Source organism: Streptomyces sp. NPDC022910 (assembly GCF_055561075.1).
Map to the genome: position 1 here is coordinate 1 of NZ_JBVHHL010000026.1, position 23,109 is coordinate 23,109.

23 protein-coding genes, 1 tRNA gene and 1 pseudogene are annotated in these 23,109 nt (G+C 69.2%); 12 read left to right on the plus strand and 13 right to left on the minus strand.

Annotated features, from left to right (window positions below):
• Nucleotides 1–824: 824 nt before the first annotated feature.
• Nucleotides 825–3,080: a SpoIIE family protein phosphatase gene (locus ACZ3TS_RS23710; protein WP_467621116.1), complete on the minus strand. Its 2,256-nt coding sequence runs from the start codon at nucleotides 3,078–3,080 to the stop codon at nucleotides 825–827.
• 819 nt (nucleotides 3,081–3,899) lie between these two features.
• The gene (locus ACZ3TS_RS23715; protein ID WP_467621414.1) at nucleotides 3,900–4,247 is read right to left on the minus strand and encodes an NUDIX hydrolase; all 348 of its coding nucleotides are present in this window, start codon (nucleotides 4,245–4,247) and stop codon (nucleotides 3,900–3,902) included.
• On the opposite strand from ACZ3TS_RS23715, the pseudogene repSA reads away from it, so the two are divergent.
• The 3 genes and pseudogenes from repSA to ACZ3TS_RS23730 all read left to right on the plus strand — a co-directional run.
• Nucleotides 4,140–4,957: pseudogene (repSA, locus tag ACZ3TS_RS23720) on the plus strand (replication initiator protein RepSA); the annotation flags it as partial. The gene ACZ3TS_RS23715 and the pseudogene repSA overlap by 108 nt on opposite strands.
• Nucleotides 4,954–5,142, plus strand: coding sequence for a helix-turn-helix domain-containing protein (locus tag ACZ3TS_RS23725; RefSeq protein ID WP_467621119.1), 189 nt, complete (start codon nucleotides 4,954–4,956; stop codon nucleotides 5,140–5,142). The pseudogene repSA and the gene ACZ3TS_RS23725, both read left to right, overlap by 4 nt.
• Nucleotides 5,142–6,293, plus strand: coding sequence for a tyrosine-type recombinase/integrase (locus ACZ3TS_RS23730; protein ID WP_467621121.1), 1,152 nt, complete (start codon nucleotides 5,142–5,144; stop codon nucleotides 6,291–6,293). The genes ACZ3TS_RS23725 and ACZ3TS_RS23730 overlap by 1 nt, the downstream gene beginning before the upstream one ends.
• A gap of 81 nt (nucleotides 6,294–6,374) precedes the next feature.
• On the opposite strand, the gene ACZ3TS_RS23735 is transcribed toward ACZ3TS_RS23730, so the two are convergent.
• A tRNA-Thr gene (locus tag ACZ3TS_RS23735) sits at nucleotides 6,375–6,448 on the minus strand.
• Nucleotides 6,449–6,674: 226 nt separating this feature from the next.
• Here ACZ3TS_RS23735 and ACZ3TS_RS23740 point away from each other — a divergent pair.
• From ACZ3TS_RS23740 to ACZ3TS_RS23750, 3 genes are all read left to right on the plus strand, one after another.
• Nucleotides 6,675–7,811: an ABC transporter ATP-binding protein gene (locus tag ACZ3TS_RS23740; protein WP_467621124.1), complete on the plus strand. Its 1,137-nt coding sequence runs from the start codon at nucleotides 6,675–6,677 to the stop codon at nucleotides 7,809–7,811.
• Between the two features lie 203 nt (nucleotides 7,812–8,014).
• Nucleotides 8,015–8,461: a hypothetical protein gene (locus ACZ3TS_RS23745; protein WP_467621127.1), complete on the plus strand. Its 447-nt coding sequence runs from the start codon at nucleotides 8,015–8,017 to the stop codon at nucleotides 8,459–8,461.
• A 50-nt stretch (nucleotides 8,462–8,511) separates the two neighbouring features.
• Nucleotides 8,512–9,243 carry a nucleotidyltransferase family protein gene (locus ACZ3TS_RS23750; RefSeq protein ID WP_467621130.1) on the plus strand — a complete coding sequence of 244 codons (732 nt, stop codon included), beginning with the start codon at nucleotides 8,512–8,514 and terminating at the stop codon, nucleotides 9,241–9,243.
• Nucleotides 9,244–9,348: 105 nt separating this feature from the next.
• Here ACZ3TS_RS23750 and ACZ3TS_RS23755 read toward each other — a convergent pair whose 3' ends face one another.
• The 7 genes from ACZ3TS_RS23755 to ACZ3TS_RS23785 all read right to left on the minus strand — a co-directional run bounded on the left by ACZ3TS_RS23755 (nucleotide 9,349) and on the right by ACZ3TS_RS23785 (nucleotide 16,306).
• On the minus strand, nucleotides 9,349–11,079 hold the full coding sequence (locus tag ACZ3TS_RS23755) for a DoxX family protein (protein WP_467621134.1): 1,731 nt from the start codon (nucleotides 11,077–11,079) through the stop codon (nucleotides 9,349–9,351).
• A gap of 140 nt (nucleotides 11,080–11,219) precedes the next feature.
• Nucleotides 11,220–12,158: a 23S rRNA (guanosine(2251)-2'-O)-methyltransferase RlmB gene (rlmB, locus tag ACZ3TS_RS23760; RefSeq protein WP_467621137.1), complete on the minus strand. Its 939-nt coding sequence runs from the start codon at nucleotides 12,156–12,158 to the stop codon at nucleotides 11,220–11,222.
• 96 nt (nucleotides 12,159–12,254) lie between these two features.
• Nucleotides 12,255–13,655: a cysteine--tRNA ligase gene (gene cysS, locus ACZ3TS_RS23765; protein WP_467621140.1), complete on the minus strand. Its 1,401-nt coding sequence runs from the start codon at nucleotides 13,653–13,655 to the stop codon at nucleotides 12,255–12,257.
• A 125-nt stretch (nucleotides 13,656–13,780) separates the two neighbouring features.
• Nucleotides 13,781–14,188 carry a PPOX class F420-dependent oxidoreductase gene (locus ACZ3TS_RS23770; protein WP_467621143.1) on the minus strand — a complete coding sequence of 136 codons (408 nt, stop codon included), beginning with the start codon at nucleotides 14,186–14,188 and terminating at the stop codon, nucleotides 13,781–13,783.
• Nucleotides 14,189–14,242: 54 nt separating this feature from the next.
• Nucleotides 14,243–14,737 carry a 2-C-methyl-D-erythritol 2,4-cyclodiphosphate synthase gene (gene ispF / locus ACZ3TS_RS23775; RefSeq protein ID WP_467621145.1) on the minus strand — a complete coding sequence of 165 codons (495 nt, stop codon included), beginning with the start codon at nucleotides 14,735–14,737 and terminating at the stop codon, nucleotides 14,243–14,245.
• Nucleotides 14,727–15,479 carry a 2-C-methyl-D-erythritol 4-phosphate cytidylyltransferase gene (ispD, locus tag ACZ3TS_RS23780; protein WP_467621148.1) on the minus strand — a complete coding sequence of 251 codons (753 nt, stop codon included), beginning with the start codon at nucleotides 15,477–15,479 and terminating at the stop codon, nucleotides 14,727–14,729. Before ispD ends, ispF begins: the two co-directional genes overlap by 11 nt.
• A 344-nt stretch (nucleotides 15,480–15,823) precedes the next feature.
• On the minus strand, nucleotides 15,824–16,306 hold the full coding sequence (locus tag ACZ3TS_RS23785; protein WP_003953493.1) for a CarD family transcriptional regulator: 483 nt from the start codon (nucleotides 16,304–16,306) through the stop codon (nucleotides 15,824–15,826).
• A 635-nt stretch (nucleotides 16,307–16,941) separates the two neighbouring features.
• Here ACZ3TS_RS23785 and ACZ3TS_RS23790 point away from each other — a divergent pair.
• Nucleotides 16,942–17,622, plus strand: a complete 681-nt coding sequence (locus ACZ3TS_RS23790; protein ID WP_467621151.1) for a copper chaperone PCu(A)C domain-containing protein — start codon at nucleotides 16,942–16,944, stop codon at nucleotides 17,620–17,622.
• 196 nt (nucleotides 17,623–17,818) lie between these two features.
• Here ACZ3TS_RS23790 and phoP read toward each other — a convergent pair whose 3' ends face one another.
• Nucleotides 17,819–18,490, minus strand: a complete 672-nt coding sequence (gene phoP, locus ACZ3TS_RS23795) for a two-component system response regulator PhoP (RefSeq protein ID WP_464823599.1) — start codon at nucleotides 18,488–18,490, stop codon at nucleotides 17,819–17,821.
• Between the two features lie 5 nt (nucleotides 18,491–18,495).
• Nucleotides 18,496–19,764, minus strand: a complete 1,269-nt coding sequence (gene phoR / locus ACZ3TS_RS23800; protein WP_467621154.1) for a two-component system sensor histidine kinase PhoR — start codon at nucleotides 19,762–19,764, stop codon at nucleotides 18,496–18,498.
• A 242-nt stretch (nucleotides 19,765–20,006) separates the two neighbouring features.
• Between phoR and phoU the strand changes: the two genes are divergently transcribed.
• The 5 genes from phoU to ACZ3TS_RS23825 all read left to right on the plus strand — a co-directional run bounded on the left by phoU (nucleotide 20,007) and on the right by ACZ3TS_RS23825 (nucleotide 22,381).
• Nucleotides 20,007–20,696 (plus strand): phosphate signaling complex protein PhoU, encoded by a 690-nt coding sequence (phoU, locus tag ACZ3TS_RS23805; RefSeq protein WP_467621157.1) that lies wholly within the window; start codon nucleotides 20,007–20,009, stop codon nucleotides 20,694–20,696.
• A 168-nt stretch (nucleotides 20,697–20,864) separates the two neighbouring features.
• A complete protein-coding gene (locus ACZ3TS_RS23810; protein ID WP_467621160.1) occupies nucleotides 20,865–21,017 on the plus strand; it encodes a hypothetical protein in 153 nt (50 codons plus the stop codon).
• A gap of 162 nt (nucleotides 21,018–21,179) precedes the next feature.
• Nucleotides 21,180–21,431 carry an SCO4226 family nickel-binding protein gene (locus ACZ3TS_RS23815; protein ID WP_467621163.1) on the plus strand — a complete coding sequence of 84 codons (252 nt, stop codon included), beginning with the start codon at nucleotides 21,180–21,182 and terminating at the stop codon, nucleotides 21,429–21,431.
• A 24-nt stretch (nucleotides 21,432–21,455) separates the two neighbouring features.
• Nucleotides 21,456–21,923, plus strand: a complete 468-nt coding sequence (locus ACZ3TS_RS23820; RefSeq protein ID WP_467621166.1) for an N-acetyltransferase — start codon at nucleotides 21,456–21,458, stop codon at nucleotides 21,921–21,923.
• A gap of 149 nt (nucleotides 21,924–22,072) precedes the next feature.
• Nucleotides 22,073–22,381, plus strand: coding sequence for a hypothetical protein (locus ACZ3TS_RS23825; RefSeq protein WP_467621169.1), 309 nt, complete (start codon nucleotides 22,073–22,075; stop codon nucleotides 22,379–22,381).
• A gap of 188 nt (nucleotides 22,382–22,569) precedes the next feature.
• Here the strand turns inward: ACZ3TS_RS23825 and ACZ3TS_RS23830 are convergent, their stop codons facing one another.
• Nucleotides 22,570–22,962, minus strand: a complete 393-nt coding sequence (locus ACZ3TS_RS23830; RefSeq protein ID WP_467621172.1) for an SMI1/KNR4 family protein — start codon at nucleotides 22,960–22,962, stop codon at nucleotides 22,570–22,572.
• Nucleotides 22,963–23,109: the final 147 nt, after the last annotated feature.

The following is a 23,109-nucleotide window of genomic DNA, read 5'->3' on the forward strand; positions in this document are numbered from 1 at the left end:
CACGCTCGCGCAGTTCGTCAGGGTACTTACGGGGAGCAGCCATGATCGGCATCCTTCCGGGTCTTCGATGTCTCCATCAAACCCGGGGCGATTCACATGACTGCGTCAAGCCGGCGGGGCGCCATCAATTGGTTGATGACGACGCCCACGCTGGCACAGGCATTGAGATCTAGCCTCATCCTTATCAGGTCGATCCCGGGAACTGTCGACGTCGGCCAACCGAGCTTGCGCCTCGGCCGATCGGCCCTCGAACGACTCGCGCTGCGGTGCTGGTGACCTGCAACCGAGCGGTCGTCCACGGTCGTTGTTGGTTACTGTGGGCCGCCCTTCGACGGCCCACAGACGGCCCAACTCAGGTACAGGTGAAGCTTCGATCGCTGACCACCACCTTGTAAGGGCGGCTGTGCGAGGCAGCGAAGGCGCGCAGGTCACCCCGAGTTCGACGAGGGTCCAGCTCATCGGTGCATCTCGACTGCGGCGAACCGTCGTTGACCGTGATTGACCGCATGATGTGGCACGGCTGTGGCACGGAGACTGCTTCGTCCCGAAGCAACTTGGTTTGGCGCTCGACCTGAAGTTGGTGTGCCTCTCACCTGCCGTGACGGTCCACAGGTGTGCGCGCTTGTCCGCCGCTATGCGTGGGCGTTGTCACGCAGTCAGACATTCACCGGCGTCTCTGGAACACGCGCGGGTAGGGCTCCGGTACTGCTGCGCGACCTGCCCGTCCGAAGGCCCCACGGTGGACAAGCGTCATGACAAGCGCGGACCCGGTCGAAGACCTTTTCGTACGCGGCCTTCGGCCCGGTGAGAGGGGCCATAGGGTCTCAGCTCTGTGCGGTTGCCGCTGTGTGCATCTCTGCCCAGATTGTCTTGCCTCCGGGTGTGGGGCGGGTGCCCCAGCGGTCGGCGAGTTGGGCGATGATAAACAGGCCGCGGCCACCTTCGTCGGTGGCGCGGGCATGGCGCAGGTGCGGGCTGGTGGCGCTGGTGTCAGTGACTTCAGCGGTCAGTGTGCGGTCCAGGATCAGGCGCAGGCTCAGGGGTGGGGCGCCGTAGTGGACAGCGTTGGTGACGAGTTCACTGACGATGACCTCGGCGGCGAAGACGGTTTCCTCGGGTACATGGTGCTCGGTGAGCCAGCTCCGGGTCCGGGCACGGGCCGATGCCGGTGCCCGTAGGTCGGCCTCGACGCTCCAGACGGTGGTGCGGTCGGTGGGAAGCGCGTTTGCGAGGGCCAGAACGAGGACGCCCTCGCCCTTCGGGGGCTGGCCGAGGCCGCTGGCGTAGACGATCTTGTCGCACAGTTCCTGCATCGATGCTCCACGGTGGGAGAGGAGCTGCTGAAAGCGCTCCGTGCCCACGGTGTCGAGCAGCGCGGGGGTGGCGAGGGCGAGGACCGTGCCGTCACTGATGTCGAGCGTGGTCGCGGCGAAGGGTGCGACGTCTGTACTGCCCAACAGCGGCCCATCGGGAAGCTCAGCCGTGGTGACGGTTCCGTCAGGGCAGGCCAGGTACAGGCCGGGTAGTCCGGAACGCCCTGCGACGCAGGTGCAGGAGACAGGGTCGTAGAGGGCGTAGGAGTAGGCAGCTGTGAGCGATTCGCCGTGCGCGGGGGCCCCGGCCGGCTGAGCACGTTCCTCAGCCAAGCGCAGGACGGTGTCGTTGAGGCGGGCAAGCAGGTCGTCCGCTTCCAGGTCGAGGGCAGCGAGCGTGTGGATGGCGGTGCGCAGCTGTCCCATGGAGGTGGCGGCAGACATGCCTTCGCCGGCAACTTGGCCGATCACCAAGAGACTGCGTGAGCCGGAGAGTGGAATGATGTCGAACCAGCTGCCCCCGGCGCTGCCGCTGGCCAGGTAGGCATACGCAGTATCCAGCCCGGTGTGAGCGACCGGGCGCTGAGGCAACAGACGCCGTTGGACCGTGGCGGCCATGGCGCGCTCGCGGGCGTATCGGCGGGCGTTGTCCAGACACAGCGTGGTGTACGCGGCCAGGTCCATCGCCAAGGCCAAGTCGCTCTGGTCGAACCGGGGAGAGCCGCGGCAGCGACCGAGGCACAGCAGCCCCAGCACAGTGCCGCGCAGTTCCAGCGGCACGACCAGGACGCTTTGGACCTGGTACGAGCGCAAGGCTTCCATGATTGCGGTGTCGGCATTCAGCCAGTCACTGGGTTCGTCCACCGAAACGAGCCGCGCCCGCAGGTCTTCCAGCGACAGCGCGAACGGTGTGCGGTTCGGGAAGAGGTGCAGCTCGCCTGGTGCCCATTTCCATTTCCCGGCCCCGTCCTGCGCCCCGGCACATGCAGCGCGGCGCAGCGGCACGCGGGCGGCCGACGTGGGCTGAGCAGGTTCGTTGCCCCACACGATCGCCTCCACAACGTCCAGGAGGGCCAGGTCCGCAAAGGCAGGCACCACGACCTCGGCAAGATCCCGGCAGATGGAGACCACGTCCAGGGTGCGCCCTACCTTTTCTCGACTGCGGGAGAGGACGGCAACGCGACGCCGGCGTTTCTCGTATTCGGTGACGTCCGCGACGACTGCGGCCAGGCCCAGTACAGCGTCGTGAAGATCCTGAAGTCGGAAGGCAGATACAAGAAAAGCGCGATCGGGTTGGGGCCCGGGTTTCAGAGAGCCGCGTACCAGCCGTTCCACCAGCGGAACGCCGCTGTCCAGTACCCGCAGGAAGGCTGCTTCCTGCTGCTCGGGATCTTCGAAGTGGTATGCCTCGCTCAGGCTCAGGCCATCGATCGGCTCCGACGCTGGCCGGCGCATGGCTTCCGCCGCGGCGTTCACACGCACCACGCGCAGCTGCCGGTCCAGGACATGCAGACCAAAAAGCGACTGGGCGAACAACTGTTCTAGAACCGCCGCGCCCAGCTCGTCCTCTGAGCCGATCGGGGCCTCGTGCACGACCCATACCACGGAACCGTCCGCCAGAATCTGCGGCCACACCTGCAACTCAGCCGTTGCACCCCCGGTCGCGCTCACTGCAGGCCGCCCCAGCACCTGCGCGGCCGAGCGGCCGAAAATCTCCTGAGCCCGCAGACTCCACTGGACGACCATCCCGTCCTGGCCTATGCGCATCAGCTCCTCGCGACCAGTCAAGGATCACCTCCGCTGCGAAGCCTGACTCAATGGTTCGCCTGACCACTCGCTTGTGCACGGCTGCGCCGTCGGCACTCCGGAACCTGCCGCGCTCGCGGACGAGGCAAGCGGGCGGCCGTGCGGCGGGCACCATCCGACCAGGACATATCTCTTCACATCAACGCTAAGGCGCTTGCGCATGGTGGCAAATCGGGCACGGACCCTGGCCCGGCCCCTGTACGTGGCAGGTCAAGGTTCGTGTTGGTTCACAGCAGGTCGATGTTCTCCGCACGGGTGGCCGCTGTCGCTGCTGGTGGCGGGGGCCCGCGCCCTGAGCCGATTCTGTCTTGAGGCCGTTGAGCTGGTTATGCAAGCGCTCCACCTCAACCACCACTCACCCCAGCTCCCATCCCGTCTGCCGTCGACCCACACACCGTGGAGCGGGCGTGGTTCCTGGCGTCCAGGTGGAGCGCGCCACTGTACGAACGACCTGGACGCCAGGGGCCGCGTCTGCTCGGCTCTGCCTGGGGCGACGGCAGACGGGATGGGAGCTCCCGCGCACGCCACTACTTGTCGGCACTCGCGTACGGCGCCCCGTCCATCCTGGAGCCTGAGCGCCCCCGCCGGAGGCTTGTTCTGACCGTGCCGCTTGTCGTACGGGTTTCTACTCAGGGCCGTAGCCTGCTGCGGCCCCAGGGGCCGGCCCCGGCGCCGCAGGCGCAGAGGGGCCGAGCCCCAGGGGCCAGCCCGCGCTCGCGCGGGCCCTTGATGAAGTAGGGAAAGTCTTACCGCACAGCGGTCAGGCCGTGTCCTGCGCGATCACGCAGCTCGGGTACCCGGCTTCTGGCCGTGCTCCAAGTACACCGGCGCAGAGTCGATCCTGGCCTCGGCCGCCGCGAGGATGCATCGGGCCAGTCTGGGGATCGTGCGCTCAGTGATCTGCTCTGGGGAGAGGAACGCGAAGCTCTTCAGCTCCTCGGGCTGCAAGATGATCGCTGCCAGGTCTTCCTGGCTGAGCTGGCCGCCGTCGAAGAGGTACAGCACCTTGTCGCCCTCGGCGAGATCGCCGCCCGCGCCGGCATCACCCAGCGCGAGCTGAAGGAATGCGCCCGGCTCTCGTACGGCAAGGTCGCCGAGTTCCAAAAGCGCGGTGCGGTCCACTTCCATGCAGTGATCCGTCTCGACGGCCCGGAAGGACCGGACACCCCGCCCCGGCCTGGGCGACAGTCGACCTCCTCACCGACGCGATCCGCGCCGCCGCCGCGCACTCCTACACCTCGGTCTCCGTCCCGGCCGCCGAAAACCAGCCCGCCCGGACCTTCCGCTGGGGCACCCAGCTCGACGTCCGCCCCGTGAAGGCCTTCGGCGACGGCTCCGACATCACCGAACAGGCCGTTGCCTCCTACGTCGCCAAGTACGCCACCAAGGCCGCCGAGAACACCGGCACCCTGGACCGCCGCATCGGCGAGCTCGCCGAACTCGACCGCCACGGCGTCCCCGACCACACCCGCCGCCTGATCGAGGCGTGCAAGATGCTCGATCCGCTGTACCCGGACCGCCGCCTCTGGGCCTGGGCTCACATGCTCGGCTTCCGCGGCCACTTCAGCTCCAAGTCCCGCCGCTACTCCACCACCCTCGGCGCCCTCCGCCAGGAACGCGCCGACTACCGCGCCGCCCAGGAACGCGAAGCCCTCGGCCTGGACGACGCCGACCCGGACACCGTGCTCGTCCTCGCCGACTGGCAGTACGCCGGACACGGCCACACCCCCGGCGAATCCGCCCTCGCCGCCACCATCGCCCGCGGCCTCCAACTCAACCGTGAAACAGCCCGCGAAGCCCTACGCGACCAACTGGCCCTGGAAGGAGCCGCCGCATGACGACCGCAACCGCCGAGCTGCTGACCGTGCCGGAAGTCATGGTGCGGCTGAAGCTCGGGCGCTCGAAGGTCTACGACCTGATCCGTTCGCGCCGCCTGACCTCGATGAAGATCGACGGCGCCCGCCGCATCCCCGCCGACGCTGTCCACGACTTCATCCTCGGCCAGATCGAGGAGGCTGCCTGATGGCCGGTGAGCGCAAGCGCAACCCGAACGGCGCGGGCACCATCACCAAGCGCAAGGACGGCCGCTACCAGTGCGCGGTGTACGTGCTCCAGCCGGACGGCACCCGTGCCCGCAAGTTCGCCTACGGCAAGACGTGGGCCGAGTGTGACGCCAAGCGCCGGGAACTGCTCGCCAAAGTCGACCAGGGCGTGCCCGTGCCCACCCGGTCGGCCAAGCTCGCCGAGTGGCTGCCGTACTGGCTGGACCACTTCATCAAACCCAACCGCAAGCGGACGACCTACAACAAGTACGCCATGCACGTGCGCCTCCACCTCGTGCCGCTGCTCGGTTCGAAGAGCCTGGAGGCACTGGGGCCGCGCCATGTGCGGGCGTTCGTGGCCGAGGTGTCGCGCCGTGCCTCCCCGGCCACGGCCAAGGAGGCACACCGTGTGCTGAGGACCGCCCTCACCGCGGCCTGCCGTGAGGAGCTGGTGACGCGGAACGCCGCCTCGCTCGTGGAGGCCCCGAAGGTGCCCCGCCGCGAGCTGACTCCGTGGACGCTGGACGAAACGCTGAGGTTCCTGGAGGAAGCACGCCGCGATCCGCTGTACGCCGCCTTCGTCCTGGCGGTCTCCATGGGCCTGCGGCGCGGCGAGATCCTGGGGCTTCGCTGGTCGGACGTGGACCTTGAACACCGTGTGTTGCGGGTCAGCAAGCAGGTGCAGCGCGTCGGCGGGGAGCTCTACGAGGACACGACCAAGAGCGGCCGGGCGCGTCCCGTGCCCCTCCCGCTGATCTGCCTGGCGGCGCTCCGTTGGCACCGGATGCGGCAGACCGATGCGGGGCGCCGCAAGGGAGTCGAGCTCTCCCCGTCCTCGTACGTCTTCACCACCCGCACCGGCCGCCCGATCGACCCGCAGAACGTCAACCGGTCGTTCTTCCGCATCACGGCCGCCGCCGGCCTTCGGCGCATCCGTCTGCACGATGCCCGGCACGGCTGCGCCACGCTCCTCACCGCGGCCGGCGTCGCGCCCCGCGTCGTGATGGAGATCCTTGGGCACAGCCAGATCAGCATCACGATGGACGTCTACACGCACGTGACATCGGACACACAGCGCGAGGCCATCAGTCACATGGACCGTCTGCTCAGGCGCCGCGTCGACCGTGGGTGACCGCCACGGTTGATGTCACCCGTGGATGTCGAACGCCCCGGACCGATCATCGGCCGGGGCGTTGGTGCTGCTCAGAAAGGGAGCCCCCTGTCGGATTCGAACCGACGACCTTCGCTTTACAAGAGCGGCGCTCTGACCAGCTGAGCTAAGGAGGCGTGCACATGCGCGCCCGTGCAGTGTACCCAGGTCCGGGCCCGGCCCCGTCGAAAATTTCCGCGAAGTTCACAGTCCCCCAGGTACTGACAGAGCAGGCAAACGCCAGGTACCGTCCTGACCCAGTTCACTCTTGTGGACTACACCACTACGGAAACCCGTAGTGGAACACCACCTTTACAACGGATCGTCCGGCACGTTCCTGCCGGTGAAGGGGGCCCATTCACCATGGCCACTGTCTCGTTCGACAAGGCGACCCGGATCTACCCGGGTTCCGACAAGCCCGCCGTCGACGCGCTCGACATCGAGATCGAGGACGGAGAGTTCCTCGTCCTGGTCGGCCCGTCCGGCTGCGGCAAGTCCACCTCGCTCCGCATGCTGGCGGGGCTCGAGGACGTGAACTCGGGCGCCATCCGCATCGGCGACCGCGACGTCACGCACCTGCCGCCCAAGGACCGGGACATCGCCATGGTGTTCCAGAACTACGCGCTCTACCCGCACATGTCGGTCGCCGACAACATGGGCTTCGCGCTCAAGATCGCCGGCGTGAACAAGGCGGACATCCGCAAGAAGGTCGAGGAGGCCGCGAAGATCCTCGACCTCACCGAGTACCTGGACCGCAAGCCGAAGGCGCTCTCCGGTGGTCAGCGCCAGCGTGTCGCCATGGGCCGCGCCATCGTGCGCGAGCCGCAGGTGTTCCTCATGGACGAGCCGCTGTCCAACCTCGACGCCAAGCTCCGCGTCTCCACCCGTACGCAGATCGCGTCCCTCCAGCGCCGCCTCGGCATCACCACCGTCTACGTCACCCACGACCAGGTCGAGGCCATGACGATGGGCGACCGCGTGGCCGTGCTGAAGGACGGCATTCTCCAGCAGGTGGACTCGCCGCGGAACATGTACGACCGCCCGGCCAACCTCTTCGTCGCCGGCTTCATCGGCTCCCCGGCCATGAACCTCGTCGAGGTCCCGATCACCGACGGCGGTGTGAAGTTCGGCAACAGCGTCGTGCCGGTCAACCGCGACGCCCTCAAGGCCGCCTCCGACAAGGGTGACCGCACGGTCACGGTCGGCGTCCGCCCCGAGCACTTCGACGTGGTCGAGCACAATGGCGACGTCGCCTCCTCGCTCTCCAAGGACACCGAGGACGCCCCGGCGGGCCTCGCCGTCTCCGTGAACGTCGTCGAGGAGCTCGGCGCCGACGGCTACGTCTACGGCACCGCCGAGGTCGGCGGCGAGACCAAGGACCTTGTCGTCCGCGTCGGCGGCCGCCAGGTGCCGGAGAAGGGCGCGAAGCTGCACGTCGTGCCGCGCCCGGGCGAGACCCATGTGTTCTCCACCTCGACGGGCGAGCGTCTCTCCGACTGAGGCGGTTTCGATCGCCACCAGGGATTGACGAAGAGGGCCCCGCAGCAGACTGCGGGGCCCTCTTCGCTGTCGACAAATACCCCGGCAAAACGAGGCATTTCGATGGCCCGCGTCAACCCCCTACCCCGAAAATGCCCTTTCTTCATCCCCCGAACCGGTGACTAAATGTCGCCAAATCACTACCCCGCGCTACTCTCACTCGCGTGAAGCACACCACTACTCCAGGGACACGGCGCGGCCGCGGCCCCGCCCGGCGGATCGGCCGCACCCTCGCCCTCGTACTGCCCGTCGTCCTGGTGCTGTCCGGGACCCTGGCGGTCACTCGCATCAACTGGTCGGGGAGCCCTTCGAACTCGGTGCTCGCCGCCTCCTCCGAAGACGTCTCCACGCGCGCCTCCTCCCGCGCCCCGCAGGACGTGCTGCGCGACAAACTGCTGCTGGAGCTCCAGGAGAAGAACCCGGGCGTCGCGCTCACCCACCTCCAGCAGGCGGTCAACGGCCGGCCGTCGCTGGCGAAGCACTGCGTGGCCATCGCACGCGCGCTGGGCCGCGCCGCCGTCCGCATCTACGGCCCTTCGCGCGCCCAGTCCTACGCCCGCCCGGTCTGCGACACCTCCTTCGCCTCGGGCGTCGCCGCGCAGCACAGCTGAGACCGCCGGTCGTCCGGATCGAGGACGGGGCGCGCGGCTACAGTTCGGTCATGACCGACCCGCACGCCGCCTCGCGCCCCGTCCAAGCCGTCATCCTGGCCGGCGGCCAGGGCTCACGGCTGCGTCCGTACACCGACGACCGGCCCAAGCCGATGGTGGAGATCCCGGGCACCGGGACCCCGATCATCGGGCACCAGCTCACCTGGCTCGCCGAAGAGGGCGTCACGCACGTCGTGGTCTCCTGCGGCCATCTCGCCGACGTCCTGCAGAAGTGGCTGGACTCGGCCGACCTGCCCGTCCACGTCACGACGGTCGTCGAGTCGGAACCGCTCGGCCGCGGCGGCGGTCTGCGCTACGCCGCCGGACACCTCCCCCACCCCGACCAGCCGTGGTACGCGACGAACGGCGACATCTGGACCCGCTTCTCGCTGCGCGACATGGCGGACTTCCACACCGAGCGCGACGCCGTCGCCACGCTCGCGCTGGCACGTCCGCGCATCCCGTGGGGTGCCGTCAAGACGGACGGCTTCGGTCATGTCACCGACTTCATCGAGGCCCCGCCGTCGACGTTCGAGATCAACGCGGGGGTCTACGTCTTCGCCGCCGAGTTCGCCCAGCTGCTCCCCGAGCGCGGCGACCACGAACGCACCACCTTCCCCCGCCTGGCCCGGGAACGCCGCCTGGCCGGCTTCCCGATCCCCCAGGGCGCGTACTGGCGGGCCATCGACACGGCGAAGGACCTCACGGAGGCGGCCAAGGAGCTTGCGGCGCTGGGGCGTTGACGCTCCGCCGAAGCGCAGGGCCGTGCCCCCGGCACGTCCTCGCACTCGCACGAAGGGGCCCCGCACACCGAGTGTGCGGGGCCCCGTTCGCAGGACCACCCTGAGCTACCCCAGCAGCCCGCCGACCAGGTGGTCCGAACCTCCGGAGCTGCTGCCTCCGGTGCCGCTCGACCCGCCCGAGGGGCCGCCCGCACCGCTGCCGCCCGAGGACGAGGGCCCCGCGCTCGTGCTCGGGGGCTGCTGCGCCGGCGCCGAGTGGCGCGGCGGGACCTGGCCCGTGGTGCCCTGGGTCTGGCTCGGCCGGCCGCCGGACACCGTGCCGGTCGCGCCGGCCGCGCCCGGCGTCGTGGCCCCGCTGGACGGGGACGACGTCGTGCCCTGCGTCGACGCCGGCGAGTGGGAGGCCGAGGGGCTCGCCTTGTGCTGCTGCTCGCTCGGCGTCTCGGGCAGCGGCGAACCCGGCAGTTCGTTGCGGGGCGCCTCGCCGGGTCCGGGTACGACCACGCGGTCCGCGTCCCGCACCGCCCCGCCGAGCAGCGATCCGACCAGCAGCGTCACCCCGGTCACGAGCGCCGTCACCAGGGCCCCACGGCGCAGCACGTACTGCCGCAGCTCCCAGATGTCCGCCCGCGGCCCGAGCCGGCGCCAGGCGCTGCCCGCGAGGCGACCGTCCACGGAGTACACCGGTGCCCCGGCGATGATCAGCGGCGACCAGGCGGCGAGGTAGATGATGTCGGGCGTGTCGTACGCGGGAACCGCCCGCCAGCTCACCGTGACGATCAGGGCGGCCGACAGCAGCGCCCCGACCGTGGCCGCGATCCGCTGCCACAGGCCGAGGACCGTGAGCACGCCCACGATCACCTGGAGGAAGGCGATGACAAGACCGGTTCCGACGGGGTGCAGGAGCGCGAACTGCCGCAGCGGCTCAGCGACTTCCCAGGGGTGCAGCGTGTTGAGCCAGGTGACCATGGAGACCCGCTTGCCGCCGTCGAAGTAGACGGGGTCGCAGAGCTTGCCCATGCCGGCGTAGACGGAGATGGAGCCGAGGAAGATGCGCAGGGGCAGCAGCACCACGCCGAGGTTCATCCGGCGGCCGGGGTAATAGGCGTGCCGCACGGGATCGCCGGCGTGCCGCCTGGTCGGCGGCTCCGGCTCCCCGGTCCCGTCGCCGCCGGCGAACTCCGTGTTGTCGTAGGGGGATTTCGGGTAGCCCGGTTCGTCGTACGAGGGGTCGTCGTAGGCGGGCTCGTCGTAGCCGGGCGCCTGGTAGGCGGTTTCGTCGTACGCGCTGCCGGCGCTCCGCATGTGCGGCAGCAGCCGGGTCTCGCCGTAGCGGTGACCGCGTCGGCTGCCGGCGACCGGCGTCTCCACGGCCCGCGTGGCCATGCCGTCGTCGTAGGCGTCGGCCCCCGGCAGGTCGTCGACCCCGATACGGGGGATGACCTGGGTCGCGCCCATGTCCGCGGCCGACTCCTCGCCGTGGTGCACGCTCGAGCTCCGCACGGCCTGCAGCAGCCGGTGGGCGCCGGTGTCGTCGGGTGCGGACCTGCCGCTCCAGACGACGGGCCGACGGCGGCCGTCGGAGGCGTCGGCTCTGCCCGCCGAACCGACGACGGGCATGCGCGGCGTGTTCTGGGGGGCGCTCAAGTGGCGTGCGACCTGCGGGGACTGGGCGCGCCGAGCGGACGCGCCCAGCTGCACGCGGAAGCTCGCGTGATTGACGATGACCTGCGCCGGGTCGCTCGGCACCTTCACCATGCTCAGCGCGGGACTGTCGTCGAATCCCGACGATCGGTCCCCCGTGGGTGTGCGGGGCGTTCTGGTCTCCACACCCATCTAACCGAGTGCCGTGTGATTAGGACACTGCCTCGACCGCGCGGATCTGTCCGGACCCCGTCAAGCTCGCCGTGGACGACCGGATTACCCCATACGGGTGAGGATGTGAACGTCTGTTCACGCATCCACGGTCGTGGGTGTCACGACCGCCTGCGGGACGCCTCGTACAGCACGATGCCCGCCGCCACACCGGCGTTGAGCGACTCGGCGCCACCCGGCATCGGGATCCGCACCCGGACGTCGCACGTCTCGCCGACCAGCCGCGACAGCCCCTTGCCCTCGCTGCCGACGACGATCACGACAGGGCCCTCCAGGGCCTCCAGCTCGCCGAGTTCGGCCTCCCCGTCGGCGGCCAGCCCGACCACCGTGATCCCCGCCTTCTTGTACGCCTCGAGCGCGCGCGTCAGGTTGGTGGCACGCGCGACGGGCGTGCGGGCGGCCGTACCGGCGGACGTCTTCCACGCACCGGCGGTCATCCCGGCCGCGCGCCGCTCGGGCACCACGACCCCGTGCCCACCGAAGGCGGAGACGGACCGGACGACGGCACCCAGGTTGCGCGGGTCCGTCACCCCGTCGAGGGCGACGATCAGCGGGTCCTCGCCCTCGTCGTAGGCGGCGTCGGCGAGGTCCTCGGGGTGCGCGTACTGGTACGGCGGGACCTGGAGGACGAGTCCCTGATGGTTGAGGCCGTTGGTCATACGGTCCAGCTCGGGGCGGGGGGCCTCCATGAGGTTGATTGCACCGCGCTCGGCCGCGAGCTGCAGTGCCTCGCGCACGCGCTCGTCGTTGTCGATGAACTGCTGGACGTAGAGCGTGGACGCGGGCACGCCCTCACGGAGCGCCTCGACGACAGGGTTGCGCCCGACGACCAACTCGGACGACGCCTTTCCGCCCGTACGGCGCTGGGGGCGCACCTGTGCGCGGCGTGCCTTCGCCTGCGCGGCGCGCTGCTTGGCGTGCCCCTTGCGCATCTCGGCGGGCGGAGTCGGGCCCTTGCCCTCCAGGCCGCGGCGCCGCTGTCCGCCGCTGCCGACCTGCGCGCCCTTCTTGCCGGACATGCGGCGGTGGTTCGCGGCCATGACCTACCCGTCTGTTGAAAGTTTCGTACGTACGTCTATGAAGTCTGCCGCCGGGGTGGCCGGACGGCACAATCGATCACCGGAACCCCGGCGCGCTCAGCGCGGGCCGAGCGTCCAGCGCGGACCCTGCGGGCTGTCCTCGATGACCAGGCCCGACTGGTTGAGCTGGTCGCGGATGGCGTCCGCGGTGCCCCAGTCCTTGCGGGAGCGTGCCGCCTCGCGCTGGTCGAGGACCATGCGCACCAGGGTGTCGACGACGCCGTGCAGGTCCTCGCCCCGGTCGGTCTCGTCGGCCCAGTGCGGGTCGAGCGGGTCCAGGCCGAGGACGCCGAGCATGGCCCGCACCTCGGCGAGCCGGGCCACGGCGGCTTCCTTGTCGTCGGCGGCCAGCGCGCTGTTGCCCTGCCGGACGGTGGTATGCACAACGGCGAGCGCCTGCGGGACGCCGAAGTCGTCGTCCATCGCCTCGGCGAACGCGGGCGGCACCTCGGCGGCCGGCTCGACGGTCTTCCCGGCCAGCTCGGTGACGCGCTGCACGAAGCCCTCGATGCGCGCGAACGCGGACTCGGCCTCTCGCAGGGACTCCTCGCTGTACTCGATCATCGAGCGGTAGTGCGGGGTGCCGAGGTAGTAGCGCAGAACGATGGGGCGCCACTGCTTGACCATCTCGGAGACGAGGACGGAGTTGCCGAGGGACTTCGCCATCTTCTCTCCGGCGATGGTGACCCAGGCGTTGTGCAGCCAGTACTGGGCGAACTCGTCGCCGTAGGCCTTGGCCTGGGCGATCTCGTTCTCGTGATGCGGGAAGATCAGGTCGATGCCACCGCCGTGGATGTCGAAGGCGGTGCCCAGGTACTTGTGGGCCATCGCCGAGCACTCCAGGTGCCAGCCGGGGCGGCCGGGGCCCCACGGGGTCGGCCAGGTCGGCTCGCCGGGCTTGGCGGACTTCCACATGGCGAAGTCGCGCGGGTCCCGCTTGCCGGTCTCGCCCTCGCCGGACGGCTGGAGCAGGTTGTCCAGCTCCTGCCGGGACAGCTCCAGGTACTGCGGGAAGGAGCGCACGTCGAAGTAGACGTTGCCGTCGGCCTCGTAGGCGTGGCCGCGCTCGATCAGGGCCTGCATCATCTCGACCATCTCGGTGATGTGGCCGGTGGCGCGGGGCTCGTACGTCGGCGGGAGGCAGCCGAGTGCCGTGTAGCCGTCGTCGAAGGCGCGCTCGTTCTCGTACCCGATCGACCACCAGGGCCGGTTCTGCTCGTAGGCCTTGGTGATGATCTTGTCGTCGATGTCGGTGACGTTCCTGATGAACGTCACCTCGTAGCCGCGGTACTCGAACCAGCGGCGCATGATGTCGAAGTTGAGCCCCGAGCGGATGTGCCCGATGTGGGGTGCGGCCTGCACGGTGGCGCCACACAGGTAGATCGAGACACAACCCGGCTTGAGCGGGGTGAAGTCACGGATCTGCCGGGCGCTGGTGTCGTACAGGCGAATGGTCACGTGTCCAGGGTAGTGGGCCGGGAGGAGTGCCTCACGCCCCTTACGGCCAAGGGCCACGCATTCGTGACAAACGTCAGGGACACCGAGACCCCGGCCTCAGAGACTCCCGACCACCAGGCGTCCCCTCAAAAACTCCCCACCACCTTCCGCGGAACCACCCGCACCACCACCCGCTCCGCGTCCTGCGCCGACGCCGGGTTGAACTCGGCGTACTTCCTGCCGGTGTACTTCAGCGACAGCTCTTCGATGAGTTGCTGCCCGCCCTCCGTCGTCATCTCCGCGGTGCCGCGGATCTCCGCGTACTCGTACGGCGACCGGGGGTCCTGGATCACGACGCTCACCCGGGGGTCGCGGTCCAGGTTCTTCTTCTTGCGCCGGTCGACGGTCGTGGAGACGAAGAGATGGTCACCGTCCCTCTTCACCCACACCGGCGAGAGCTGCGGGCTGCCGTCGGGCTGGATCGTCCCGAGGACGATGAAGACGGGGGTGTCGAGAAGGGCCTTGAGCCGGTCGGACAGTACGGCGGCTGGCATGGGTACCTCCGGAGTCTCGATCACTGGTGACTCTCCGGGTACCCTCGCACGCCCTCAGCTCACCCGCACCACGAGCGCCGTCGCGATCGCCATCAGCCCCTCGTCACGGCCGGGGAAGCCGAGGCCGTCCGTCGTCGCGCCGGACACCGAGACCGGCGCGCCCGCCGCCTCCGAGAGGATCTTCTGCGCCTCCTGTCGGCGCTTGCCGATCTTCGGGCGGGCGCCGACCACCTGGACCGCGATGTTGCCGACCGTGAAGCCCGCCTCGCGGACGATCCGCGCGGCCTCCGTCAACAGCATGACCCCGGACGCACCGGACCACTCCGGCCGCCCGGTGCCGAAGTGCTGCCCCAGGTCGCCCAGCCCGGCCGCCGAGAACAGCGCGTTGCACGCGGCGTGCGCGACCACATCCGCGTCCGAGTGACCCGCGAGGCCCGGCCCCTCGCCCTCCCACTTCAGGCCCGCGCACCACAGCTCCCGCCCCTCCTCGAAGGCGTGGATGTCGGTCCCGATGCCCACCTGGGGCAGCAGCGGCGCCTCAGAAGCCATCGGTCACCCTCCTGCGGGCCAGGACCGCCTCGGCCAGCACCAGGTCCAGCGGCCGTGTGACCTTGAACGCCTCCTCGTGGCCGGGGACGGCCACGACCCGCAACCCGAGCTGCTCCACCATGCTCGCGTCGTCCGTGACGTTGTCCTTCACCGTCTCGTGGGCCCGGATCAGGGTCGCGCGGTCGAAGCCCTGCGGGGTCTGCACCGCGCGCAGCCGGGAGCGGTCGGGCGTGGCGACGACCGGCTCCGGCTCGCCCGGCGTTCCCGTCGGCTCGACCTCTTTCACCGTGTCGGCGAGCGGCAGGGCCGGTACGACAGCCGGCGCGCCCTCGCGTACCGCCTCGATCACCGCGTCCACCGTGTCCACCGGCACGAGCGGGCGGGCGGCGTCGTGGACGAGGACGATCCGGTACTCCGGCGGCAACGCGTCGAGGCCCAGCTTCACGGACGCCTGGCGCGTGTCCCCGCCCGGGACGACCAGGAAGTCCGTCCTCTCCGGCAGCGCGTGCGCGTCGAGCAGCGACTTGACCTCGGCGGCGCCGTCCGGCGGGGCCACCACGATCACGAGGGAGACGGCGCGGGAGGCGGCCATCGCACGCACCGCGTGGATGAGCATGGGCGTGCCGTTCAGCGCGCGAAGCGCTTTGGGGGCGCCAGGACCGAGGCGTACACCCCGGCCTGCGGCCGGAATCACGGCTGCCGTACGAACTCCGGTGTGCGAAGGGCGCGAATCGTCAGACATCGGTTCCTGTCAGGTTTGTGTGCTCGGCCGGGATGGGTATGGCCATGGGTGCCGGGCGCGAGGCCTTGACCGGACCCTTCCGTGACCTCCGGTCGAGCCGATTGCCCGGGCCCGGCACCCAAGTATCGGGGGGTTTCCCGTATCAGGGGTTTCCCGTCGGCGTACGGCATCCGAGCAGTGCTCCACCTTTTCGGCAAGGTTCACGTCGTGGCGTCCAGGCACGGACATGCCGCAGCGCCCGGCGACAGCTACTGCGTCATCGGGCACCACGGCATGTGCATACGTGCTGTGCGCCGGTCCGTCCACCGCGCTCCCGGTCGGGAGGCGAGCGAAGGGGAGGGGCGTCAGGACGCGAGGACCTCGTCGAGCAGAGCCTCGGCCTTGTCCTCGTTCGTGTTCTCCGCGAGAGCGAGCTCACTCACCAGGATCTGCCGGGCCTTGGCGAGCATCCGCTTCTCACCCGCGGACAGTCCGCGCTCACGCTCGCGACGCCACAGATCACGAACGACCTCCGCGACCTTGATGACATCGCCGGAGGCGAGCTTCTCGAGATTTGCCTTGTAACGACGCGACCAGTTCGTGGGCTCCTCGGCGTACGGCGCGCGCAGCACCTCGAAGACCCGGTCCAGCCCGTCCTGACCGACCACATCACGTACGCCGACGAACTCCGCATTGTCCGCTGGCACACGTACCGTCAGGTCACCCTGGGCGACCTTCAGCACCAAGTAGGTCTTGTCCACGCCTTTGATCTGGCGAGTTTCGATAGCCTCGATCAGCGCGGCCCCGTGATGGGGATAGACCACGGTGTCGCCAACCTTGAACGTCATGTGACAGGTACCCCTTCCGTGGCTATCCAGGGTAACACGGAAACCGCGTCTTCTGAATGGCGTTTTCGCAGGTCAGGGCATATCTCGGGGCTTGACAACCACAACAGGAACGTGCTTCGAGGGGGGAGCGGAAGAGGGTATTCGCAGGTCGGAGCGGCTCTGCGGGCGAGGAGAAACGCGCACGTTACACACATCGACCGCCTCGATCCAGGTCCACAACGCCCCTTTTTGTCCGGCTGCAAGCGATCGAGTTCCGCTACTCCGTTCGGTGCCTGGAGGCGGGTACGAGACGAATCCCGGAAATTGATCAAGGCGCACGGCGATCCGCGGCTGTTGTCCGGGTCATCGATTTTCGCCACCGCCATGCATTCCTTACGGGAAATCTCCAAGCCGGGACTGGAGACGCTTATGTGAATGCTGGACAACAAGGAGGTCAAAGATGCTGATGAGACACATGGGAACTGCGGGGCAGGGTGTGCGCGACGCACGCCGGGAGTGGGCCTGGGGTGCGTAGGGGCGGGTCGGGTGCGGCGGCCGGGGAACGGCTCGGTAACCTAAGGCCGCTGACAGACACTTAGGGCGGCTTTATCAGGGAGTCGCCCTGCTCCGCCCACGTTCAAGGAGTTGCCGCCGCCGTGAGCAGCAGCCTTCGACGCGGCGCCCTCGCCGCCGCCGCCATCGCGTTCTCGATCGCCTCGCTCGCCGCGTGCGGTGCCGGCAACAACGCCCAGACGCTCGAGATCAAGCCGGACAACGCGGCGACCAGCGTCGGCGACATCAAGATCCAGAACGCGCTCGTCATCACCCAGCCCGACCCGAAGGCCACCGGCCCGGCCGTGATCTCGGCGACGATCTTCAACACCGGCCGCACCCCCCAGACGCTGGACTCGATCAGCGTGGAGGGGGACGGCACCGCCGAGCTCTCGCCCGCGAAGGGAACCGGCAAGGTGACCATCCCCGCCCTCGGCTCCGTCATCCTCGGCGGCAAGGGCAACGCCGTCGCGACGCTCAGCAACCCGGGAGCGACGGTTCAGAACGGCAACGCCCAGAAGATCACCTTCACCTTCAGCAAGACCGGCGACGTCAGCCTGCGAGGCTTCGTCGTCCCTGCCGACAGCTACTTCACCAAGTGGGGGCCGAGCAACATCCCGACGGTGCCGACCGCCACCGGCTCGCCGACCGAGTCGGCGACCGGGTCCTCCACCGAGAGCCCGAAGCCGTCGAAGTCGGCGACGGGCTCTCCGGCGGCAGGGGCATCGGGCGGCACGCCCGAGGGTGACGCGACGGCAACCGCGTCGAGTTCGGCCGGGCACTGAAACGCACCGCGGTAACAACCGAGTACCACGACCCGGGCGCCACCGCCGGACACGCACGAAGGGCGGTACCCCTCCAGGGGTGCCGCCCTCGGTCGTACCGTACGCGCGCGTGGATGCCGTTGGGGTCGCACGCGCGCGTGGAGGCCGTTGTCGGCTGTGCTTGTACGCCGCCTTCGGCCTGCGCGCCGTCTTCGGCTTACGGCTCGAACTTGTAGCCGAGGCCGCGGACCGTCACCAGATAGCGCGGGGCGCCCGGGTCGGGCTCGATCTTGGCGCGCAGGCGCTTGACGTGGACGTCGAGGGTCTTGGTGTCACCCACGTAGTCGGCGCCCCAGACGCGGTCGATGAGCTGCATACGGGTCAGGACGCGGCCCGCGTTGCGCAGCAGCATCTCCAGGAGGTCGAACTCCTTCAGCGGCAGGTCGACCTTCGAGCCGGAGACCGTCACCACGTGACGGTCGACGTCCATGCGCACCGGCCCGGCCTCCAGCGCGGCCGGCGCCACCTCCTCCGGCTCACCGCGGCGGCGCAGGACGGCGCGGATACGGGCGACGAGCTCACGCGAGGAGAAGGGCTTGGTGACGTAGTCGTCGGCCCCTATCTCCAGCCCGACCACCTTGTCGATCTCACTGTCCTTGGCGGTCACCATGATCACCGGGACGTTGGAGCGGCCGCGCAGCTGCCGGCACACCTCGGTGCCGGGAAGACCGGGCAGCATCAGGTCGAGCAGGACGAGATCGGCGCCGTTGCGCTCGAACTCGTCGAGACCGTCGGGCCCCGTGGTCGCGATGGCGACCTCGAAGCCCTCCTTGCGGAGCATGTAGGACAGGGCGTCGCTGAAGGACTCCTCGTCCTCGACGACGAGCACTCGGGTCACGGAAGGACCTCCGGGGCGGGAAGCGGTTCGTACGGGGATGAGACGGTGGTCGTCCCGTCAGAGCGGCCGTCCTCATCTTCGAGGTCGGACGGATGGTCGGTCGCGCGGTCGCGGGCCGCACCCGCCTCCGGCAGCCGCAGGGTGAACGTGGAGCCCTGACCCTCGGAGCTCCACACCGTGACCTCCCCGCCGTGCGAGGCGGCCACGTGCTTGACGATCGCGAGGCCCAGTCCCGTACCGCCCGTGGCACGGGAGCGAGCCGGGTCGACGCGGTAGAAGCGCTCGAAGATGCGCTCCTTGTCCTTGTCGGAGATGCCGATGCCCTGGTCGGTCACGGCGATCTCGATCAGGTCGCCGCCGGGCACGGACACCCTGCGAGCGGCTATGCCGACGCGGGTGCGGGCCGGCGAGTAGTTGACGGCGTTCTCGACGAGGTTGCCGAGGGCGGCGGCCAGCTGGCCGCGGTTGCCCCACACGTGCAGGTCGGCAGTGCCGCCGGCGGCCATGGTGATCTGCTTGGTACCGGCCTGATGGCGGCAGCGGTCGATGGCCTCGGCGACGAGTTCGTCGACGCGCACGGGTTCGGCGTCCTCGAGGGGATCGTCGTTCTGTACCCGCGACAGGTCGATGAGCTCCTGCACGAGGTTGGTCAGCCGGGTCGCCTCGATCTGCATCCGGCCCGCGAAACGCTCCACGGCCTCGGGATCGTCGGAGGCGTCCATCACGGCCTCGGAGAGCAGCGACAGGGCACCCACCGGAGTCTTCAGCTCATGGCTGACGTTGGCCACGAAGTCGCGGCGCACGGCTTCTATCCGGCGGGCTTCGGTGAGGTCCTCGACGAGCAGCAGCACCAGCCGGGAGCCGAGGGGCGCCACACGCGCCGAGACGGCGAGGGCCTCGCCGCGCCCGGTGCCGCGTCGCGGCAGGTCCAGCTCGACCTGGCGTATCTCACCGTCCCGCCGGGTGTCACGTGCCATCTGGAGCATCGGCTCGATGGCGAGTTTGCCACCGCGTACGAGTCCGAGGGCATACGCTGCGGAACTGGCCTTCACGACGGCGTCGGCCTCGTCCAGGACGACGGCCGAGGAGCGCAGTACGGACAGGACCGTGTCCACGCCCGGCGGAAGCACGGGGTCGGTGTGCAGGGACGTGCGGGTAGGGCGCTTCTGGTCGCGCTCGCTCCAGCGGAACGCCAGCATGGCGATGACGCCGGTGAGCACTCCGGCGATCGCTGCCGCTGCGGCGACCGCCGCGTTCACGTCCATGCACCCAGGTTAGGCATGCGGGTACGCCAGTCCACAGCCATCCGAGTGCGACCTCGGACACTCGTCGCCCAGAGTTCACCTTGGAGCCAGTACTGATTCATTTGGCATGACGGAAACGGTCGCGTAAGCGCCGGAACGTGGGAGCGTGGGGTGCCAAAGGCGCCGTGTCCGCCGTGTTCGCCATGGTGACGACGGGCCCCGGCCCCCGGCCCCCGAAGCAGACGTAAGAGAGGGACACCCTGATGCGGGACGCGTACCACGAGGAACTTGACTCGATCGGTGAGGGTCTGGTCGAGATGGCCCGGCTCGTCGGGTCGGCGATCGGGCGCGCCACGACGGCGATCCTCGACACCGACCTGAAGCTGGCGGAGTCCGTGATCGAGGCGGACCAGAAGGTCGACGACCTCCAGCACGACCTGGAGGCGCGCGCGATAGCCCTGCTCGCCCGCCAGCAGCCGGTGGCGACGGACCTGCGCATCGTCGTCACGTCGCTGCGGATGAGCGCCGACCTGGAGCGCTCGGGCGACCTGGCCCAGCACGTCGCGAAACTGGCCCGGCTGCGCTTCCCGGCGCGTGCCGTCCCGTACGACCTGCACGCGACCATCCTGGAGATGGGCCAGCTCGCGCAGCGTCTGATGGCGAAGGCGGCGGAGGTCATCATCACCAAGGACGTCGACCTGGCGATGCAGCTGGAACGGGACGACGACGAGATGGACCTCCTGCACCGCGCGCTCTTCCAGCACCTGATCGACGACCGCTGGAAGCACGGCATCGAGACGGCCGTGGACGTCACCCTGCTGGGCCGCTACTACGAGCGCTACGCCGACCACGCGGTAGCGGTGGCGAAGCGGGTGGTGTACCTGGTGACGGGCGAGCACGCGGACGAGCTGCAGCCGGAGATCCAGCCGGTCACGGGCGTCGAGGGCGCCTGACCGGGACGGCGGGTACCTGTCCCGGCGAGGCATCCACCACGGCTCCGCTATCCGATCCCGGGGCTTGCAGGGGTCCGACTGGGCGTGCGCAAGCATCTGTGCGCCGTTGATGCGCCCGTCTGCACGGGTATGAAATGGGCACAGGCACCAGTCTCGAGGAGGGGACCCATGGCCGAGACCCCCAGCACGCCCGACCCCACGCAGGAGCGCGAGACCCAACAGCCCGTCGAGATCAAGAACCTCCCGATGGTCGGCGCGTGCGGCTGCGGCTCCGGTTGCGGGTGCGGGTGCCAGTCGGGCGCACCGTGCCAGTGCGGCTGACGGCGCACGACGAGGACGATCTCACGGCACAACCGAACACGGAGCACGACGAGGGGCCCCGGCGCGACGCCGGGGCCCTTTCGCATCCGTAGCACGCGCCGTCGTGCGAGCGCAGCATGGAGGAAAGAGCAGGCGAGCGCGCCCGGAAGGAGGTGCGAGGCCATGACCCAGTTCATGGACGTCCACCACGGTATGAAGGGCATCACGGATGACCAGCTGAAGCAGGCTCACCAGGCAGACCTCGCCATGGAAAAGGAAGAGGGCGTGCACTTCGAGAGGGCCTGGGCGGACCCGGAGTCCGGAACGGTGTACTGCCTCTCCGAGGCCCCCTCGGCCGAAGCGGTCCGCCGCGTCCACGAACGCGCCGGCCACAAACCCGACGAAGTCCACCCGGTCCCGCTGTCCATCTGGTGACCGCACCGACTGGTGACCCGCACCATGCCGACCCCCTGCCTGCAACAGGCCGCGGACAGGGGGTCGGCATGGGTGCGCGAGCAATGGCTGCGACGACGGCAAGGGCTGGTGGGCGTGGGCGACCTCAACAGCTACGGAACGGGAGACCTTCTGGGCCGGGACAAGGCCGGGAACCTCGGTGGTGTGACGGTGACCCGAGTCCGGCCCGTGTTGGATCACGGGTGCATGAATTCGTGGACGATCAAACACGTCTCTCAGGCCAACCCGGCAGGCGCCGGGCAGAGTGACGTGCCTGCCCTTCTCCGCAGGGTCGCAGACTCCTGGTTCGCCCGCGCGCTTCCCAGCGAGCCGGTGGTGCTCTGCACCCAGACCGCCAACGACCGCTCGATGCGCCTCGCGGCGAAGCTGGGGTTCACCGAGGTGGAGCGGTTCGAGGAGTACGGCGCCGAGCAGTGGTTCGGCGTGTGGTCCTCGGTCACGCCGTCCGGTTGAGCTCGGCCGCTCCTTTCAGATCATCAGATCTAGGCGGTTTCGTTTGGATCATCTTGCGGACCAGAGCAAGATGCCCGCGATGTGGAGTCCGGCGAGGTGGACGGTGGCAACTTGAAGGCGATCGCGCGATCGATCCAGTCGACGGCACCATGCACGTGTACAACCTCAACAGGACCGTTCCGAGCCGGACCGACGTCCGCGGGCGCTCGGCCATGTCCGACCGGGACAACCCGGGCTCCATGGCGGTCTTCGGCGGGGCCTACGGCTTCAGCAAGAAAATGCGCCTCACGGACAAGGGCGCCTACTGGTTCGACACCGCCGTGAACAGACAATGCGCTTCGGCGAACGTCAACTCGACGTCCGTCAAGTGCACGATGAGCGCGACCAAACGACCTGTGGGGGCCGCCGCCCCTTTCGGGGCGGCCCCCACACCGGATGTCACTCCTCGCACCATCTGAGAGACCCGTTCACCACCTGCGGGCGCTGAACGTCCCAGTTGCCGAGGTCCATTCCGTCGGCGAACGATCTCAACAGTTCGCCCAGGGAAGTCGTCGGATCGGTCTCGTTCGGACTTATTTCGGCATAGTGCAGCACACGGAATCCGGAAGATCCAGAGGTATCCAGGACATAGCCGTAGTAGGCGCGTTCAAAGTCCCAGATGACCGGGATCAAATGGGGCTGCCAGTAGCCCTCGGCCTCTTGTGCCATGTCCAGCAGCTGGGCGCGTCTGGACGATCTCCTTGCATCCCAGGAGCACGTTGCTGAACGGGAAGATCGCCGAATCCACGTGATTGACCGGCACCACACGCCCGTTGGAGAGGGTCTGTGTGGTGTCCTTCGCGCCGCTGCCGTTGTTCGTCCGCAGCAGCGCCTCGAGCACGTCGGGTACCTCGAACCCCAGTGCGTCGCGCAGTCTCGCGATGTCCTCGTCCGTCGCCGGACGGCGCAGCGCCTCCGCCGTGGACGGCGCGTTGGCCGTGAGCCAGCGTGTGATCTGTCCGGCTATCCCCGCAAGGAGCCCTGCGATCCCCTGATCCATGCATGAGATTGTTGCGGCCGACTACATGCCACGGGGCATTTGGGGGCGCCCCCAAATGCCGTCCACAACCCGGCCGTCTGGCCCGACTCGGGGCCGGGGCAGGCACCCCTGACGTCACCGTCGTCGAGGCGGACGGCCGGCAACGGC